The organism is Aquabacter albus (assembly GCF_040049275.1).
In the GTDB taxonomy this organism is placed as follows: Bacteria; Pseudomonadota; Alphaproteobacteria; order Rhizobiales; family Xanthobacteraceae; genus Aquabacter.
This window is the reverse complement of the sequence record NZ_JBDZDT010000010.1, coordinates 79709-97747: the sequence shown is the minus strand read 5'-3', so window position 1 is coordinate 97747 and position 18039 is coordinate 79709. Positions and strand designations below refer to the sequence as shown.

Below are 18039 nucleotides of genomic sequence, written 5' to 3'. Positions count from 1 at the left end.
CATCTCCCTCAGGATCGCAGCAAGATTCCCTCTCCCGCTTGCGGGGGAGGGGGCGCATCGCGCATTCGGGGATGGTCTGCCCTACCCCGCCATCTCCTCGAACACCCGCGTGAAAATCTCCCGCACCTTGGCCTGGGTCTCGCCCAGATAGGCATCAAGAGTGGGGAAGTCCGGCATCTGGCCGGCGCGGGCGAGCAGCGCCCGCAAGGCGGGGCTCACCTCCTGCGACAGAGCATGGGTGTCGAGGGAGAGCCGCAGGACCTGGGTGAGGTCCTGGTAAAGGGCGCAAGCCTTGGCGAGAACCTCGATGTCCGCCGCCGGCAGCAGGTTCAGCCAGCCCGCCACCGCCAGGATGCGCGCCGTGGCGGTGTCCACCAGTTCCGGGTTCCGTGCGCCATGGACCAGCACGAGGTACTGGGCGATGAACTCCACGTCCACCTGCCCGCCCGCTGCGTGCTTCAGGTTCCAGCGCTTGTCCTCGCCCTTCTCGTCGGCGATGGCACGGCGCATATCGAGGATGTCGCCGGCGATGCGGCGCGGGTCGCGCGGGCGCGCCAGCACCGTGCCCACCGCCCGCTCCACCCGCGCGCCGAACGCCGCGCTCGCGGCGATCACGCGGGCGCGGGTGAGCGCCATGTGCTCCCAAGTCCAGGCCTCCTCCAGCTGATAGGCCTCGAACGAGGTGAGCCGCGTCGCCACCGGCCCGGCGCGGCCGGAAGGGCGCAGACGCAGGTCCACGTCATAGAGCTTACCGGCATTGGTGAGGCTGGTGAGCGCAGTGACGAGACGCTGGGTGAAGCGCGCGAAATATTGCGCCCCCGTGAGCGGGCGCGGCCCGTCCGAGGCGGGGTCCGCCTCGGGGTCGAAATCATAGAGCACGATGAGGTCGAGGTCGGAGCCCGCCGTCATCTCCCGCCCGCCCAGTTTGCCCATGGCGAGCACCGCCGTCTCGGCGCCGGGGATGGTGCCGTGGGCCTCGCGGAAGCGCACCCACACGCGCTTGTGGAGCGCGCGGATGATCACCTCGGCCAGCGTCGCATAGGCCTCGCCCGCCCGCTCCGCCGGCAGCGTGCCCGAGACGATGCGCACGCCGATGAGCACGTGCTGCTCCTGGCGGAAGCGGCGGGCGCGGTCGAGCTGGTCCTCGTCGCTCTCGGCGGCGTTGAGCAGGTCTTCCAGCCAGCCTTCAAGGGTCGGGCCGTCCGGCAGCGTGTCGAAGAAGGCCGGGTCCAGCAGCGCGTCCATGAGCGAGGGCCGCCGCGCCAGCGTCTCGCCGATGCGCGGCGCTGCCGTAAGCAGGGTCGCCAGCAGGCGCAGGAGATCGGGGTGGCGATGCAGGGCGATGAGCAGCTGCGGGCCGGACAGATCGGCAAGGAACTTGTCCATGGCGAACATGGCCCCGTCGGGGTCGCCGCCGCGCGAGAGCTGTTCGAGGAGGAGCGGGACGAGGGTCTCCAGCGTCTCGCGCGCAGGCGCATAGCGCAGCACCCGGTGATTGCCCGTGAGCCAGCCGCGCACGATGCCGCTGGCCGCAGGCGGATCGCGGAAGCCGAGCCGCTTCAGCTCGGTGAGCGTCGCCTTGTCGTCCTGGTCGGCGGGGAAGAGGAGCTGGCAGTCGAAGGCGGCCGGGGCCGGCGCATCCTCGAACAGCTGGGCATAATGGCGCTGCACCCGCGTCAGGCGCTCCACCAGCGCCGCCGCGAAGGCGTCGCGGTCCGCATAGCCCATGAAGCGGGCGAATTGCGCCAGCATCTCCCTCTGCTCGGGCAAGGTATGGCTCTGCGCATCCGCCACCATCTGGATGCGGTTCTCGACCCGGCGCAGGAATTCGTAGGCCTCGGCAAGCTCGTCCCGCACGTCGGAAGCAATCCAGCGGTCCTGGACCAGCGCATCGAGGGCGGAGAGCGTCCGGGGGGAGCGCAGGTTCGGGTCGCGCCCGCCGGCGATGAGCTGCTGGGTCTGGACGAAGAATTCCACCTCGCGGATGCCACCGCGCCCGAGCTTCACATTGTGGCCTTCCACCGCCACCACCTCGTGGCCCCGGAAGGCGTGGATCTCCCGCTTCATGGCGTGGACATCGGCGATGGCCTGATAGTCCATGATGCGGCGCCAGACGAAGGGCGAAAGGTCCGCCAGGAAATCGCGGCCCACATCCAGGTCGCCGGCCACCGGGCGCGCCTTGATATAGGCCGCGCGCTCCCAGGTGGCGCCTTCCCGCTCGTAATAAGCGAGCGCCGCCGCGGTGGAGAGCGCCACCTGGGTGGAACCGGGGTCCGGCCGCAGGCGCAGGTCCACGCGCAGCACATAGCCGTCGCCCGTGCGCTCCTGGAGCATGCGCACCAGTGCCTTGGTGATCTTCACGTAGAAGGGGGAGGGCTCCACCCCGTCAGCGAGGGGGGCGACCTCCCGGTCATAGACCACGATGAGGTCCACATCCGAGGAATAGTTCAGCTCCCGCGCGCCGTGCTTGCCCATGGCGATGACGGCAAGGCCACATCCCTTAGCCGGCTCACTCGGATCCGGGAGCAGCAGTCGCCCCGCTGCGCCGGCCTCGGCCAGCAGGTAATCCAGGGCAGCTGAAATCGCCGTGTCGGCCACGTCGGTCAGCGCCCGCGTCACGTCGGTGAGATCGAGGGCGCCGCCTATATCGGCCAGTGCGATGACCAGGGCCGCCTCCGCGCGCATGCGCCGCAGAGCCGTCATGGCGGTGGCTTCATCGGCAGCGGCGCGCACCCGCGCCTTTCCCTCCGCCACGAGCGCCGCCACCCGCACAAGCGGCGGATCGGCGAGTGCCCGCAGCAGGCGCGCGGGCTCGAAACGGATCAACTCCAGGAGGAAGGGGGAATCCTCTGCCACCCCCAGTATGACCCGGCGAGCGGTCGGATGGGCCGAAAGCAGCGCCTCGATCTCGGCCCGGCCCACAGAGTCCAGCCGTTCCAGCGCCTGGGAAAGCTTCAGCGACGCCGACTCAGAATCCGCAACAACCGGCCCCTCCCGCATCAGGGATGCGAGACCCTCTCGATTGATCGAATCCGGTGCGGTCGAAACGGGCATTGCCTCCCCTAAAGGCACAAGCCCGCTCTATTGCGCAAGCCCTTCCGCGATTCGCGTCGGAAGCCGGAGCGTCACGCGCAGGCCCGGCCCGGCATCGGACATGGTCAGCGCCCCTCCATGGAGCCGCGCCACCGCTGCCACTAGGGACAGGCCGAGGCCCGAGCCCGGGCGCGTGCGGGAGGCATCGAGCCGCACGAAGCGCTCCACCACCCGGTCGCGATCCTTAGCCGGAATTCCTTCTCCGGAATCGGCCACTTCCAGAAGCGCCGCGTCGCCCTCGCGCCGCAGGGACACCCGGATGCTGCCGCGCGTGCCGTCCTTCGGCAGGCCGTATTTGATGGCATTGTCCACGAGGTTCGCCAGCGCCTGGGCGAGCAATTCCCGCACGCCATGCACGGTGACGGGCTCCGCCTCCACGGTGAGGTCGAGGCCCTGCTCGTCGGCCAAAGGCTCGTAGAGTTCGCCCACGTTCTCGGCAATGTCCTTCAGGTCCACGTCCACCATGGTGTCGCGCGCCTGCCCCGCCTCCGCGCGGGCGATCATGAGCAGCGCATCGAAGGTGCGGATGAGCGCAGCGCTCTCCTCGATTGTGGTCTCCAGAGCGGTGCGGTACTGCGTTTCGCTGGTCGCCCCCCGCAGCGCCTCCTCGGCCCGGTTGCGCAGGCGGGTGAGCGGGGTTTTCAGATCGTGGGCGATGTTGTCGGAGACTTCCTTCAGCCCCACCATCAGGCCCTCGATGCGGTCCAGCATGGTGTTGAGGGAATGGGCGAGCCGGTCGAACTCGTCATCGGTGCCGTCCACCGCGAGCCGGCCGGAGAGGTCGCCGGCCATGATGGTTTCGGAGGTGGCGGTCATGGAATCGATGCGCTTCAGCACGCGCCGCGTCACGAAGAAGCCGCCGACGACGCCCAGCACGAGGATCAGCAGCAGCGCGCCCTGGGCCGGGCGCACCACCATCTGGCGCACCGTGTCCCGCTCCTCCACGTCGCGCCCCACCAGCAGCCGGTAGCCGCCGGGCAGCAGGAAGACCTGCACGAAGGCGAGGTTCTCCTTGGCGCCCGGCTCCTCGGAGCGGCGATAGGGCGTGAAGCGCGTGCCCTGGGATTCAAGCAGCCCCAGCGGCAGGTCCGACACGTTGGAGGCCAGCACCTCTCCGGCGAAGTTGGACAGCAGGTAGATGGACGACCCCGGCCGCCGCGTGCGCCGATCGATGGCGAGCACGAGCCTTTGGATGCCGCCCATGCGGTATTGCTCGGCGAGCGAGCGCACCTCGGTCGCCACATTCTCCGCCACCTGGCTCTCGATGAGCTGGCGCGTGTGCCACGCCACATAGCCGATCATGAACAGCGCGAAGACGGCGAAGACGAGCAGGTACACCGCCAGCAGCTTGAAGGCCGTGGTCCGGATGAGCCGGGAGAGGTTGCGGGGGAGCTTCATGGCGCGCTCCGGCCCTTGTCCTGGACAAGCGAAAGCGAAGCTTGAGCGCAGATCCGGGATCCAGCGCAAAGGACCGCCGAAGGCGCTTCAACCCGTTTCCGCTGCCACGCAGCGGGAACGCAAAAACGCTGGTCGCGGATTGCCGGCTTCGCCGACGTCTTGCGCTGGGTCCCGGATCTGCGCTCAAGCTTCGCCGTCGCTTGTCCAGGACAAGGGCTACCGTGCAGCCTCAGCTTGGCTATGATGGGGCCATGGCAGACTTCGCGGTCTACATCCTGGCGAGCCAGCGGAACGGCACTCTCTATACCGGCTCCACCGGCAACATTGTCCGGCGCCTTGAGGAGCATCGGTCTGGGGTCGTCGCCGGCTTCACGCAGACTCACAGCGTGAAGCTTCTCGTCCATCTGGAAACCTACCTCACCATCGACGAAGCCCGCGTCCGGGAAGCGGCTCTGAAGAGATGGCGGCGAGACTGGAAAATCGCTCTCATCGAAGAGCACAACCCCGATTGGCGCGATCTGGCGCAGGACCTCGCCTGAAGCGCCGTTGTCCTGGACAAGCGACGCCGCAGGCGGAGCGCAGATCCGGGACCCAGCGCAAGACTCCCGCGAAGCGGTCACCCCGCGACCAGCGCTTTTACGTTCCCGCTGCGTGGCAGCGGGAACGGGTTGAAGCGCCTTCGGCGGCCCCTTGCGCTGGGTCCCGGATCTGCGCTCGCGCTGCGCGCTCTCTTGTCCAGGACGAAGACCTGCGATCCCCCTCACCGCAGACCTTCGCGCACCATGTAGCCCGCTCCCCGCACGGTGTGGATCAGCGGCACGTCGAAACCCTTGTCGATCTTCGAGCGCAGCCGGGAGACGTGCACGTCGATCACATTGGTCTGCGGGTCGAAATGATAGTCCCACACATTCTCCAGCAGCATGGTGCGCGTCACCACCTGCCCCGCATGGCGCATGAGATATTCCAGGAGGCGGAATTCGCGCGGCTGGAGGGGAATGTCCTTGCCGCCCCGGCTCACCCGGTGGGCGAGGCGGTCCAGCTCCAGCTCGCCGACCTTGTAGAGCGTGTCGGCCGCCTGCGGGGCGCCGCGGCGGGACAGGGCCTCCACGCGCGCCAGAAGCTCAGTGAAGGCATAGGGCTTGGGCAGGTAATCATCGCCCCCGGCGCGCAGGCCCACCACCCGGTCGTCCACCTGTCCGAGCGCCGAGAGAATCAGCACCGGCGTCGCCTCGCCGCGCCGGCGCAGCTCGGCCACCACGGAGAGGCCGTCGCGCTGCGGCAGCATGCGGTCCACCACCAGCACGTCGTAGCGGCCGTCCAGAGCGAGGGCGAGGCCCTCCTCCCCGTCGGCCGCATGGTCCACCACGTGGCCGGCCTCGCGGAAGGCCTTGCGCAGATAGTCGGCCGCGTCCCGGTCGTCCTCGATCAGGAGAAGGCGCATGGCGAAATCATCATCCGTGCTGAGAAGGGCGCTCATGCTTCCATATCCCGGTTCGCGCCGCCATCACATGGCAGCGTCATGAAAAAAGGCCGGCGCAGAGAGCGAAAAGCCCTCCACGCCGGCGGAACCGAGGCGGCAACAGGGGCGACGTTGGCCGCCGGGGTTCAGAAGGCCGGCGCCCCCTCCCCCGTGGGAGCGCCGGGAAAGCGGGCCTCAGCCCGCCTTGTCGGCGAGGGAGACGGCGACGAAGCGCACGCCCTGCTCGCCCTTGACCCGCATGAGCACCGCCTTGCGGTTCTCCGCCTTCGCGGCGGCGAGGCCGTCGCGCACATCGTTCGCACTCGACACCGCCTTGCCGCCGACATCGAGGATGACGTCGCCGGAGCGGATGCCGCGCTGGGCAGCGGCGCCATTGGGATCCACCTCGGTGACCACCACGCCCTCGCTGCCGGCGCCCTGCACGGACTTGGCCGGAGCCAGCTGAAGGCCGAGGCGCGGCACATTGGTGCCGGGCTTCTCCGCGCCGTCCTTGTCTTCGAGGCTCGCCTGCTTCTCGTTGGGAAGCTGCTCCAGCTTCACATCGACATTCATGGTCTTGCCGTCACGGACCACCACCAGAGCGACGCTGGAGCCGGGCTTCATCATGCCGATGCGGCGCGAGAGGTCACGGGCATCCTTCACGGTGTCGCCGTTCAGCTTCTGCACCACGTCGCCGCTCTTCAGGCCGGCCTTGGCGGCAGGCGTGTCGGGCTGCACCTGGGCCACCAGCGCGCCCTGCGCCTCGCTGAGGCCGAGGCCGGAGGCGAGGTCGTCGGTGACGGGCTGGATCTGCACGCCGATATAGCCGCGCGCCACCTTGCCCGTCTCGCGGAGCTGGTTCACCACCGTCTTCACGGTCTCGGAGGGGATGGCGAAGGCGATGCCCACGTTGCCGCCCGAGGGCGAGACGATGGCGGTGTTCATGCCGATGACTTCGCCATTGAGGCCGAAGGTCGGGCCGCCGGAATTGCCCCGGTTCACCGCCGCGTCGATCTGGATGAAGTCGTCATAGGGGCCGGCGCCGATGTCGCGGCCGCGGGCCGAGACGATGCCGGCGGTGACCGTGCCGCCGAGGCCGAACGGATTGCCCACCGCGATCACCCAATCGCCGACGCGCGGGGTCGAGTCAGAGAGCTTCACCCACGGCAGGTCGCTCTTGCCCTCGATCTTCAGCAGCGCCACGTCGGTGCGCGGATCGGTGCCGATCACCTTGGCGGTGTATTCCTTGCCGTCAGTGGTGGTCACGTCCACTTCGCTCGCGCCCTCCACCACGTGGTTGTTGGTCACCACGTAGCCGTCGGCGGAGATGATGAAGCCGGAGCCCTGGCCCACCACGCGGCGGCCACCCGGCTCGCCGCGCTGCGCGCGGGGCGCCTGGCCGCCCTGGCCGTTCTCGAAGCCGAACCGCTTGAGGAAGCGCTCGATCTGGGGCGGGATGTCGCCGCCACCGAGGCCGTCCTCGTTCATGGCCATGTTCTTGGCGTCGACGTCCTTCTTGATCTTCACGGACACGACGGCGGGAGAGACCTTCTCCACCACGTCGGCGAACGAGTTCTGGCCGGCCGACTGGTTGGTGGTGATCTGCGCATTGGCGGGGGTGGTATAGGGCGGGATGAACTGGCCGGCGACGACGCCGGTCATGGCGAGGCCCACGACGCCCGCGAGAAGGGCGGCGCGGCGGCGGCGGACCTGGGAATTGGGGGAGGTGAAGCCGGTCATTGGGATCACTGTCTCTCTGGATATCGCCCCACCATGGGGCAGCCTCGAGAACGGATCGTAGGGACCGGTTTGTTACAGCGGGCTGGCGGGGGGATTACCGAGCTGTAATGTGCGTCACGCCTGCGTGAGAAGGGTTAAGACCCTGTATTCTCTGCAAGGCCCGGCCCCCGAGGAGGCCAGGCCAGGATCAGGAGCGTTCAGACCCAGAAAAGTTCGGGCACGGCCCCCTGGACGGTATTCACGGTGCTCAGCGTGACGCGATCGGCCGTCGTGCCGGTATCGTTGTCCGTGTCGAACACCGCGGTCGCAGTGAAGATATTGCTTTGACCCAGAATGCCCGTGAGCCCCGCCACCGAGGCAAGGTTGAGCGAATAATCCCCGCCGCCCAGCGAGGTGAGGTCATCCTGGTCGGCAATCAGCGTAGCCGGTCCGCCGTCGACGCTGAGGGTGAGGCCGAAGCTCACCAGCTCCGCTCCGAAAAGCGGCGAATTGGCAAAGACATCCCCCAGATCGGCCGCGGTGCCCACCACTTGCGAGCCGCCGGTATTGTCGAGCTGGTCCAGGGTCGCGGTGTTGATGCCCGCCCCGAAGCCCACGGCGGAGATGCTCGATATGGCCTTCAGCGCGGAGGCCTCATCGGCATGGGAGCCGATGTTTGGCATGCCGTCCGAGGCGAACAGCACGTAATTGTCCTCGGTGTTCGAGGGGTCGGCGCTTGCAAAGAATGCAAGGGCGTCCTGAAGCGCGGCCTCGTAGTTCGTGCCGCCGCCGTTCGAATAGTCCGTGATCGCCAGTTGCGAGATGTCGTTCAGCGCGGAGTTGTAGAGATCATAGGTCGTGGAATTGTCTGAACCCACGGAGAAGCGGATCAGCTGCACGCTGATGGTGTTCGAGGCTCCGGCATACTCCTCCCGCAAGGCATCGATGGTGTTCTGGACCGCCTGGATCTCCTGGACATATTGCGCGAGGCTCACGCTGCCGGATGCGTCGTAGATGAAGGCCACATTGATGGCCGCGCTCGGCAGGTCGCCGGACTGAAGCCCCACATTCACGAAGCTGGTGGTGTTCGCCGTGCGGTCTTCCGTGGTGAGGGTGAGGCCGAGCGCCTGGCCGTTCGGGCCCGCATCCATGTCGCTCGATACCTCCACCAGGGGGTCGATGATGTTGATGGTCACGCTCGCCTGGTCGGTCCCGCCCCCATTGTCGCTGATCTGATAGGTCAGCGTGTCGACGGCGCTGTTGTCGGCGGGGGTGTTGGTGATGGCGTCGTCATAGGTGATGGTGCCGTTGGCATTGGCCACGGCGCTGCCGAGCATCGGCGCAGTCGTGATCTGGACCGAGGAGGGAACGATGCTGCCGTCGGAATCGGTGTCGTTGGCCAGCGCACTGATGGTCTTCAGGTCGCCCAGCTCCAGATAGACGGTATCGTTGACTGCGTTGGGCACCGCATTCTGCGGCTCCGGATCCACCTTCGTGCCGGTCGCGGAATAGCCGGACAGGGCGATGCTCGAATAATGATCGGTGACCACCACGGCAAGATTGGTCTCGACGGCGGTGTCCGGCCCGACAGCCTGAACATCCACGTTGAAGCCGGCAAAATTCTCCTTGATGTCCACGTCGACATCAACGTTTCCATGGGCCTCGAAGTCGCTTTCGTAGTCGACCTTGGTATCGAAATCCATGCTGAGATCGAAGTCGAACTGCTTCGACACATCCAGCTCGAACTCGAAATCTTCCGCCGGATCGAAATCATGCGCGTGTGTATCGGACATGTCCGCCTCCTCGAGGTTGAATTGGCGGAACAGGCCGGCAGAGCACGGCTGTTTCCAGCCGGGATCTCGCAGCCGGATCCGCGCTTGTGGCCCTCGGGGCATGGAACGACGTCGTGCGGCTCGTGACGACACGATGAGGCGCTACGCGCGGAGCGGTCCTCAGGAAAGCACGCCCAGATTCTGACCGATCACGGCAGCATAATGCACCCGAGAACGATCATATTTACCTGAGATTCTACGAGGGTCTTCGGCTTATTAGCCGGACTCACCTTCTGAATGAACAAACATCCAGGACTTCGATTGCTTTAACATCTACCCACTTGAAGCAAAAAGACTTAACTGAAGGGGAGCGAGCCGCATGCGTCGAAGGCATCAGCGTGCTGCATGAGGCAGGCAGCGGCCCCGAGGCGGATTGCCGGCTCCAGAATCCTCGCCTTTCGGCGGATGAACAAACGGCTGAGGCCATGCTTGCCGCGTATGCGGAGGCGGTGTCTGGACTGAAAGAGTGCGGGAGGCAATGACGGCCGAACCCCTTCGCCGCTGCGTGAAAGCAGCGAGGACGGCTCAGTCCTGCGGCCCTTTTTCTGCGAGCAGCCGCGCCACCCGGGCCTCTTCCTCTGACGTCAGCGGCGTGGCGGGCGCAGCCTCCCGGCGGCGACGCATCCCAACCCATGCCACCACCCCGCCGAGGACCAGCACCAACACGGGTGCACCCCAAAGGAGGGCATTGCGCCAGGAGAAGACGGGGCGCATCAGCACGAACTCGCCGTAGCGGGCCACCAGGAAATCCAGGACTTGGCTGTCGCTGTCCCCCGCCTTCAGACGGTCGCGCACCAGGATGCGCAGATCCCGTGCGAGAGGCGCGTCGCTGTCGTCGATGGACTGGTTCTGGCAGACCATGCAGCGCAATTCCTGCGACAGCACCCGCGCCCGCGCCTCAAGCGCCGGGTCGGGAAGCACCTCGTCCGGCTGCACGGCGAAGGCGGGGAGCGCCAGCAGGAGAAAGAGGGCGGCAAGAACAGCGCGCACGGCCCTCACTCCGCCGGCACGGCCGAGGGCGCCCGGCGGCGGGCGGGCTTGGGGGCGCCGACGCGCAGCCGGCGGTCGGCCAGCGAGAGGAGGCCGCCCAGCGCCATCACCACCGCGCCGAGCCAGATGAGGGTCACGAGCGGCTTCCAGGTGGCCCGCACATTGATGTGCCCGTCCGGCGTCTCGTCGCCCACCGCCACGTAGAGCTGGCTGAAGCCGAAGGTGCGGATGCCGGATTCCGTGGTGGCGGACTGGCGCGCCGTGAAGAGGCGCTTGGCCGCCTCCACCGTGCCGTCGGAGACACCGCCTTCGCGAATATCGAACACCGCCACCCGGGCGTTGAAATTGGGGCCGGTGCGGTTCTCCAGGCGCGACAGGGTCAGGTTCCGCTCGCCGATAGTGACGGTATCGCCCACCTTCATGGAGGCGATCTTCTCCAGGCTCCAGGCGCTCTCGCAGACAATGCCGATGAGGCAGACGCCCACGCCGAAATGGGCCAGCGCCGTGCCGAAGGTGGAGCGCGGCAGGCCGGCAATGCGCGCCAGCGAGACCTTGGCCGGCACCCGACCGATGGCGCCGCGCTCGGCGATGTCGGTGATGGCGCCCGCCATCACGAACACGGCGATGCCGATGAAGACCGGCGCGAGCACCGGCCCGCGATCCTCCGCCGCCGCCGTCACCACCGCCGCTACCACGGCGAAGCCGGCGGCCAGCACGAGGCGCTGGGCAACGCCCATGAGGTCGCCGCGCTTCCAGGCGAGCAGCGGACCGAACGGCACCGCGAGGACGAGCGGCAGCATCAGGCCGCCGAAGGTGAGATTGAAGAAGGGCGGGCCCACCGTGATCTTGTCGCCGGTCAGCGCTTCGAGCGCCAGCGGATAGAGCGTGCCCACGAACACGGAGGCGCAGGCCGCCGTGAGGAACAGGTTGTTCAGCACCAGCGCGCCCTCGCGCGAGATGGGCGCGAACAGCCCGCCCTGGCGCAGGTCCCCCGCACGCAGGGCGAACAGGCAGAGCCCGCCGCCGATGAAGAAAGCGAGGATGGCGAGGATGAAGACGCCGCGCGTCGGATCGGTGGCGAAGGCGTGCACCGAGGTGAGCACGCCGGAGCGCACCAGGAAGGTGCCGATGAGCGAGAGCGAGAAGGCGAGGATGGCGAGAAGGATGGTCCAGACCTTCAGCGCGTCGCGCTTCTCCATCACCACGGCGGAATGCAGCAGCGCGGTGGCCGCGAGCCAGGGCATGAGGGAGGCGTTCTCCACCGGGTCCCAGAACCACCAGCCGCCCCAGCCCAATTCGTAATAGGCCCAGTAGGAGCCCATTGCGATGCCCAGCGTCAGGAAGATCCAGGCCGCCAGGGTCCAGGGGCGCACCCAGCGCGCCCAGGCGGCATCGATCCGCCCTTCCATCAGCGCCGCCATGGCGAAGGCGAAGGCGATGGAGAGGCCCACATAGCCCAGATAGAGCAGCGGCGGGTGGATGGCGAGGCCAGGATCCTGGAGCACCGGGTTCAGGTCCGCGCCCTCGGCGGGCGCCGGAGCGAGGCGCGCGAAGGGGTTGGAGGTGAAGAGTATGAAGAGGAGGAAGGCGGTGGCGATGGAGCCCTGCACGGCCAGCACGTTCGCCTTCAGCCGGTCCGGCAGATTGCCGCCGAAGATCGCCACCAGCGCGCCGAACACGGCCAGCACCAGCACCCACAGGAGCATGGAGCCCTCATGGTTCCCCCAGGTGGAGGTGATCTTGTAGATGATGGGCATGCGCGAGTGGGAATTGTCCACCACGTTCACCACCGAGAAGTCAGAGGTGAGATAGAGCGTCACCAGGGCCGCGAACGAAAAGCTGACGAACAGGAACAGCACGAGCGCCACGGGCACCGCGACGCCCATGAGCGCGGCATCGCCCTTCCGCGCGCCCCAGGCGGGCAGCACGGTCTGCATCACCGCCAAGGCGAGTGCGAGAATGAGGGCGTATTGCCCGAGCTCAGCGATCATTCGGTACCACTCCGGGCCGCAAGCTTCGTCCCCTCTCCCGCTTGGGGTGGACGGACACATCCATCATTGGGTCAGCGCTCCGCCGGGCTTGCCGGCATCGCTCGCGGCTTTCTTCTGGGCGTCTTCCATCCAGTGGCCGGACTTCTTCAGCGTGTCGGCCACCTCGCGGGGCATGTAGCGCTCGTCGTGCTTGGCGAGCACGGTGTCGGCAGTGAAGGTGCCGTCCGGCTTCAGCATGCCTTCGGCCACCACGCCCTGCCCTTCCCGGAACAGGTCCGGCAGCAGGCCGGCATAGGCGACGGTCACCTGGGCATTCCCGTCCGTCACCACGAACTTCACGCTGGTGCCCTGCTTCACAAGGCTGCCGGCCTCCACGAGGCCGCCGAGGCGCAGCCGCTCGCCGGGCGCGACCTGCCGCTGCGCCACCTCAGTGGGGGTGCGGAAGAAGACGATGGTGTCGTTGAGGGCGGTGAGGATCAAACCGGCGGCGAGCCCGAGCACGCCGAGCGCAGCGCCGATCAGCACCAGGCGGCGGCCTTTTCGCGTCACGTCCCTGAAGCCTTTCTCACGCTCATCCCCCGACCCCGAGTTCCTTCGCCGTCGCGTTGATGCGCGCCGCGGCCGCCTCATCTCCCGGAAAGGCCGCGCGCGCCGAAGAAAGCGCCGCGCGCACCTTGTCCTCATTGCCCATCACGCGCCAGGCCCGCGCGAGGCGCAGCCAGCCGTCCAAATCCCTAGGGTCGGCATTCAGCCGCTCCTGAAGGCGGTCCACCATGCCCTGGATCATGGCGGAGCGCTGATCATTCGTCATCGAGGCCGCAGCCGCCACGTCCTGCGCGCTCGGCCCGGGCGCCGTGGGCGCAGGGGCAGCGGCCGAAGGAGCGGCGGGCGCGCCGATCCGCGCCAGGGCCGCGCGCACCATGCCGAGCCAGGGCGCATTGGGCGGCGCGTCCTGCGCCATCTGGCCCCAAATGGCGGCGGCATCTTGGCGCCGGCCGTCCTGCTCGGCGGCAAGGCCCAGGAAAAAGCGCGCCTTGGGCATTTTCGGGTCCAGCGCCACCGCCGCGGTGAAGGCGCCGACGGCGTCCTGCGTCACCATGCCTTCGCTGCGCACCACCATGGCCTCGCCCAGCGCCGCCTGAAGCTCGGCGGAGGAGCCCAGCAGCCGGATGGCCTGGGCATAGGCCCGCACCGCATCGTCCGCGCGGCCGAGCTTGAGATAGACCGGCGCGAGGATCTCATATCCCCTGCCGTCATTGGGATTGGCGGCGAGATGGTCCTCCACCCGCCGCACCAGGATCGCGATATCCGTGCCGTCCGGCGGGGCCGCCAGCCGCTGGGCGAGCGGAAGGCCGGGCAGATCCGGAGAGCCGAGCTTGAGGTAAAGCCCCGCGCCGATGACGGGAATGACCACCAGCGCCGCCACCGCCGCCATGCGGCGCCGGTTGCCCGCGCTGGAGACGGCCTCAGGGGCGGTGTCGGCTGCCGCCAGCATGCGCCGGGCCACCTCCACCCGCGCCGCTTCCACCTGCTCGGGGGGCAGGCGGCCGGCGGCCTGGTCGCGGTCAAGTTCAGCCAATTGATCGCGATAAACGGCGAGGTCCGCCTCGCGGGCCGCGCGCTCGGTGCGCCGCCGGCTGAGCGGCCACAGCACGGCCATCACCGCCAAGGCGGTCATGAGCGCAAAGGCCGCAAAGAGCGGAGCAGAGACCATGGCACATGCCGTTACCGGAGGACGCCGGCAAAGCAAAGGATGCTTTCGGTCGCGGGACGGCGTGACGCGCCCGCCTCGCAAAGGCGTGATCTGGACGCGATTTGGTATAAAGGAGCTGACGCAAGGGGGCCACGTCCTGGAAGGCCGCACATCTGCCGCCTTCCAAGACGTGGCCCCGGCTTCGGCACGAGAGGGACACAATGGGCCTGTTCGATCATCTGGGCACCGCCATGGGAAAGGGCGGCGCCTTTTCCGGTTTTCTCACCTCCGCGCTCGCCAGCCAGCTTCCCGCGCGCCTTTCTGCGGCGCTGGCGGTGAGCCCCTATGGCAATGTCGACGGCCTCCTCGACCGTTTCCGGGAGGGTGGCTTCGGGGCGGAGGTGGAGTCCTGGCTGGGCGCGGAAGCGAATCTTCCCGTCACGTCCGAGCAGATCATGGAGGTGATCGACCCCATGACCATGGGCGACCTCGCCTCGGCCCTGGGCGTGCCTGCGGCCATGCTGCCCGGCCTGATCGCGCAGTATCTGCCCGTGCTGGTGGACAAGCTGAGCCCCAACGGAGTGGTGGAGATGCCGCAGGGGTGACCGGCCTTGTCCTGGACGAGCGAAAGCGAAGCTTGAGCGTAGATCCGGGACCTAGCGCAAAGCGCCGCGGAAGGCGCTTCAACCCGCCAGCGCCACCGCGCGGCGATGGTGCAAGGACGCTGGTCGCGGGGTGACGGCTTCGCCGGGGTCTTGCGCTGGGTCCCGGATCTGCGCTCAGCCTGCGGCTTCGCTTGTCCAGGACAAAGCCCCCGACCTCACACCCCCGTCGTCACCACCGTCCACGTGCCCGTATCGGACCGGCAGGCGGCGCCGCGGGCGAGCTGCGGCTTGTTCTGGATGAAGATGGTGTGGGAGAAATCGCGGCAGCGCACATAGCCCGGGCGCTGATAGGCCGGGCCGGCAATCACAGTGCCGTGGATGCCGTTCTCGCCGCGCCAGCCCACCGGGGTTCCCGGCCCGCCATCCTCCAGCGCCGCCACCTCGGCATTGGTGGCCCGCTGGCGATCCGCCTCGTCGAGGCTGCCGCCAATGGCATTGTTCAGCATGCCGCCGGCCGCCACAGGCGCCGGCGCGCGGGGGTCCGGTGCCCCGCCCGTTCCGGTGAGCGCGCTCACCATGCTGGCGCCCGGCTGGCCGCCATCGGTCACGCAACCGCAGAGCGTGGCGGACGCCAAAGCAACGACAAGCACCCTAGCCGCAATCATCGCCCCCGTCCCCGAGAGCGCCGCCGCGCTCCCGCTCCTTCCATAGAGCCGGACCAGAAAGGGAGGATTGGGGCGAAAGGGCGGCTGGCGCAAGGGGCAGATGGGGCGTCATCACGCCGCCGGGAGCACCAGTTCCACCCTGAGGCCGCCAATGGAGGCGGTGCCAAGCTCCAGCCGGCCGCCATAAAGCGAGGCCAGCTCCTGCACGATGGAGAGGCCAAGCCCCGATCCAGGCTTGGATTCATCGAGCCTGCGGCCCCGCCGGCCCACCTCCGCCCGCCTCGCCGGCGCCAGCCCCGGCCCGTCATCGGCGATGATCAGGTGCAGGAAGCTGCGGTCGAACGCCTGCCGTGGCGGCTCGGAATATATTTCCACCTCCACCCGCCCGTGGGCCCATTTGCAGGCATTGTCCACGAGGTTGCCCACCATCTCCTCGATATCCTGCCGCTCGCCCCGGAAGCGCACGTCCTCCGCGCCGCGAATGTCGATGGCGAGGTCCTTGGCGCGGTGGATCTTCTCCATGGTGCGCGCCATGGCGACGAGGATGGGCCGCACCTCGCACACGGTCGCGGGCACGGAGACGCGGGCGGCCATGCGCGCCCGCTCCAGATGGTGCGCCACCTGCCCGCGCATCACGCCCGCCTGGTCGCGCACCCGTTGCGCCAAAGGATCGTCCCGGGTGCCGGCCTCGTTGAGCAGCACGGAGAGCGGGGTCTTCAGCGCATGGGCGAGGTTGCCCACATGCATGCGGGAGCGCTCGACGATCTCGCGGTTGGCGTCGATGAGCGCGTTCACCTCGCGCACCAGCGGGCCGACCTCCTCGGGATAGTCGCCCTCCAGCCGTTCCGCCTTGCCCGAACGCACCGCGGCAAGGGCCTCGGAGATGCGCTTCAGCGGCTTCAGCCCGAAGCGGATCTGGAACATGACCGTGAGCAGGAAGGCGAGGCCGAGGATGGCGAAGGTGCCCACCAGCGCCAGGTTGAAGCTGGCAATTTCCCCGTCGATCTCGGTGGCATCGCCCGCCACCAGGATGACGAAGCGCCCGTCTTGTCCGAGGTCGAGGGCGCGCTCCACCACCCGCAGGCGCTGGCCTTCCGGGCCCCGCAGATAGCCCTCCCGCAGCCCGCCGGCACCGTCCTCCGCGCCGCTCTGCTCCAGCAAGGGCAGCACCGCGTCCACCAGCGAGCGGGAGGCGCGGGTGCGCCTTGCCTCGCCATCGGTGCGGGAGACCTGCCAATACCAGCCGGACAAAGGGAAGAGGAACAGCGGCTCGCCCAGAGCCTGCGGCGCGGGCAGTTCCGGGCCGGGGCTGTTGCCGGCCACCTCCGCCACGATGGTCTTCAGATAGATGTCGAGGCGCCGGTCGAAGGCGCGCTCCGTGCCGGAGCGGTAGAGCGAGGAGAGGACGAAGCCCACCACCAGCAGCACGGCGGCGGTGACCACCACCGCCGACAGGAACAGACGGAAGGCAAGCGAGCCGGTTCCGGGCTGCGGGGTCATGGGCCGGCGGATTGTAAACGGGCGGATCGAATGTGATGCAACGCTCTCTCCCGCCGGCGAGGCGGGACTCCCATCGCGCACTCCCTCCCCCCTTGAGGGGGAGGGGAAAATCGGAGGGGCCGGCTCTCTTCCTCGGCCTGCATTCCGCCGGCCATCACCGTCATCGCTGCGCCTCGGGCGGCGCGAGGAGGTAGCCGAGGCCGCGCACCGTCTGGATCACGTCGCACTCGATCTTCTTGCGCAGGCGCCCCACGAACACCTCGATGGTGTTGGAATCGCGGTCGAAATCCTGATCGTACAGATGCTCCACCAGCTCCGCCCGCGACACCACGCGCCCTGCATGGTGCATGAGATAAGCCAGCAGGCGGTATTCATGGCTGGTCAGCTTGACCGGCGCGCCGTTCACCGAGACACGGCCCGAGCGGGTGTCGAGCCGCACCGGCCCGCAATTCAGCTCGCTGGAGGCGTGGCCGGTGGCGCGGCGCAGCAGCGCGCGCAGGCGCGCCAGTACCTCCTCCATGTGGAAGGGCTTGGCCACATAATCGTCGGCCCCGGCGTCGAAGCCCTGGACCTTGTCGCTCCAGCGGTCCCGCGCGGTGAGAATCAGCACCGGCATGGTGCGGTTGGCGCGGCGCCAGTTCTCCAGCACCGAGATACCGTCCAGCTTGGGCAAGCCAATATCGAGAATCACCGCGTCATAAGGCTCGGTATCGCCGAGATAGAGGCCCTCATCGCCATCGAAGGCGCTGTCCACGGCATAGCCCGCATCACCCAAGGCAGCGACAAGCTGCCGGTTGAGGTCCGGATCGTCTTCAATGACCAGAAGGCGCACGTGTGCCGTCCCCGCTCCGCTTCACCGAGCCGGACATTGCCAGAAGACGCGCCGAGCGTCACCCGTGCCGGAAATCGATTATGAAAGCCGGGATCGGCAACGGACGCCTCTTATCCTGAGACGGAAGAAGCGGGGTGAGGGGGGACAGGTCGCTCAGAGTCTGAGGCGGTTCTTCCCCCTCACCCTTGGCTGCTCGGCAGCCACCCTTTCTCCCGGGGGGAGAAAGGTAAGACGGCAATAGCCGCATGTTTACAACGCCTTC

14 protein-coding genes are annotated in these 18039 nt (G+C 68.1%); 2 read left to right on the top strand and 12 right to left on the bottom strand.

What is annotated here, in order from left to right:
* Window positions 1–81: 81 nt before the first annotated feature.
* A complete protein-coding gene (locus ABLE91_RS23860) occupies window positions 82–3054 on the bottom strand; it encodes a bifunctional [glutamine synthetase] adenylyltransferase/[glutamine synthetase]-adenylyl-L-tyrosine phosphorylase (protein ID WP_348934924.1) in 2973 nt (990 codons plus the stop codon).
* 27 nt (window positions 3055–3081) lie between these two features.
* Window positions 3082–4491: a sensor histidine kinase gene (locus ABLE91_RS23855; RefSeq protein ID WP_348934922.1), complete on the bottom strand. Its 1410-nt coding sequence runs from the start codon at window positions 4489–4491 to the stop codon at window positions 3082–3084.
* Between the two features lie 251 nt (window positions 4492–4742).
* Between ABLE91_RS23855 and ABLE91_RS23850 the strand changes: the two genes are divergently transcribed.
* Window positions 4743–5030 (top strand): GIY-YIG nuclease family protein, encoded by a 288-nt coding sequence (locus tag ABLE91_RS23850; RefSeq protein ID WP_348934920.1) that lies wholly within the window; start codon window positions 4743–4745, stop codon window positions 5028–5030.
* 221 nt (window positions 5031–5251) lie between these two features.
* Here ABLE91_RS23850 and ABLE91_RS23845 read toward each other — a convergent pair whose 3' ends face one another.
* The 7 genes from ABLE91_RS23845 to ccmI all read right to left on the bottom strand — a co-directional run bounded on the left by ABLE91_RS23845 (window position 5252) and on the right by ccmI (window position 14196).
* Window positions 5252–5968 carry a response regulator transcription factor gene (locus ABLE91_RS23845; RefSeq protein WP_348934919.1) on the bottom strand — a complete coding sequence of 239 codons (717 nt, stop codon included), beginning with the start codon at window positions 5966–5968 and terminating at the stop codon, window positions 5252–5254.
* Between the two features lie 177 nt (window positions 5969–6145).
* Entirely contained in the window at window positions 6146–7690 is a 1545-nt protein-coding gene (locus ABLE91_RS23840) for a DegQ family serine endoprotease (protein ID WP_348935062.1), read from the bottom strand.
* 197 nt (window positions 7691–7887) lie between these two features.
* On the bottom strand, window positions 7888–9462 hold the full coding sequence (locus tag ABLE91_RS23835; protein ID WP_348934917.1) for an Ig-like domain-containing protein: 1575 nt from the start codon (window positions 9460–9462) through the stop codon (window positions 7888–7890).
* Window positions 9463–10026: 564 nt separating this feature from the next.
* Entirely contained in the window at window positions 10027–10500 is a 474-nt protein-coding gene (locus tag ABLE91_RS23830; protein WP_348934916.1) for a cytochrome c-type biogenesis protein, read from the bottom strand.
* Window positions 10497–12482: a heme lyase CcmF/NrfE family subunit gene (locus ABLE91_RS23825; RefSeq protein ID WP_348934914.1), complete on the bottom strand. Its 1986-nt coding sequence runs from the start codon at window positions 12480–12482 to the stop codon at window positions 10497–10499. The genes ABLE91_RS23830 and ABLE91_RS23825 overlap by 4 nt, the downstream gene beginning before the upstream one ends.
* A 63-nt stretch (window positions 12483–12545) precedes the next feature.
* Window positions 12546–13031, bottom strand: a complete 486-nt coding sequence (gene ccmE / locus ABLE91_RS23820; RefSeq protein WP_348934913.1) for a cytochrome c maturation protein CcmE — start codon at window positions 13029–13031, stop codon at window positions 12546–12548.
* Window positions 13032–13053: 22 nt separating this feature from the next.
* Window positions 13054–14196, bottom strand: a complete 1143-nt coding sequence (ccmI, locus tag ABLE91_RS23815) for a c-type cytochrome biogenesis protein CcmI (RefSeq protein WP_348934911.1) — start codon at window positions 14194–14196, stop codon at window positions 13054–13056.
* 200 nt (window positions 14197–14396) lie between these two features.
* Between ccmI and ABLE91_RS23810 the strand changes: the two genes are divergently transcribed.
* A complete protein-coding gene (locus tag ABLE91_RS23810) occupies window positions 14397–14780 on the top strand; it encodes a YidB family protein (RefSeq protein ID WP_348934910.1) in 384 nt (127 codons plus the stop codon).
* Between the two features lie 215 nt (window positions 14781–14995).
* Here ABLE91_RS23810 and ABLE91_RS23805 read toward each other — a convergent pair whose 3' ends face one another.
* The 3 genes from ABLE91_RS23805 to ABLE91_RS23795 form a co-directional block, all read right to left on the bottom strand.
* A complete protein-coding gene (locus ABLE91_RS23805; RefSeq protein ID WP_348934908.1) occupies window positions 14996–15445 on the bottom strand; it encodes an RT0821/Lpp0805 family surface protein in 450 nt (149 codons plus the stop codon).
* Between the two features lie 111 nt (window positions 15446–15556).
* Complete coding sequence (locus tag ABLE91_RS23800; RefSeq protein WP_348934907.1) at window positions 15557–16945, bottom strand: sensor histidine kinase; 1389 nt, start codon at window positions 16943–16945, stop codon at window positions 15557–15559.
* A gap of 160 nt (window positions 16946–17105) precedes the next feature.
* A complete protein-coding gene (locus ABLE91_RS23795) occupies window positions 17106–17777 on the bottom strand; it encodes a response regulator transcription factor (protein ID WP_348934906.1) in 672 nt (223 codons plus the stop codon).
* Window positions 17778–18039: the final 262 nt, after the last annotated feature.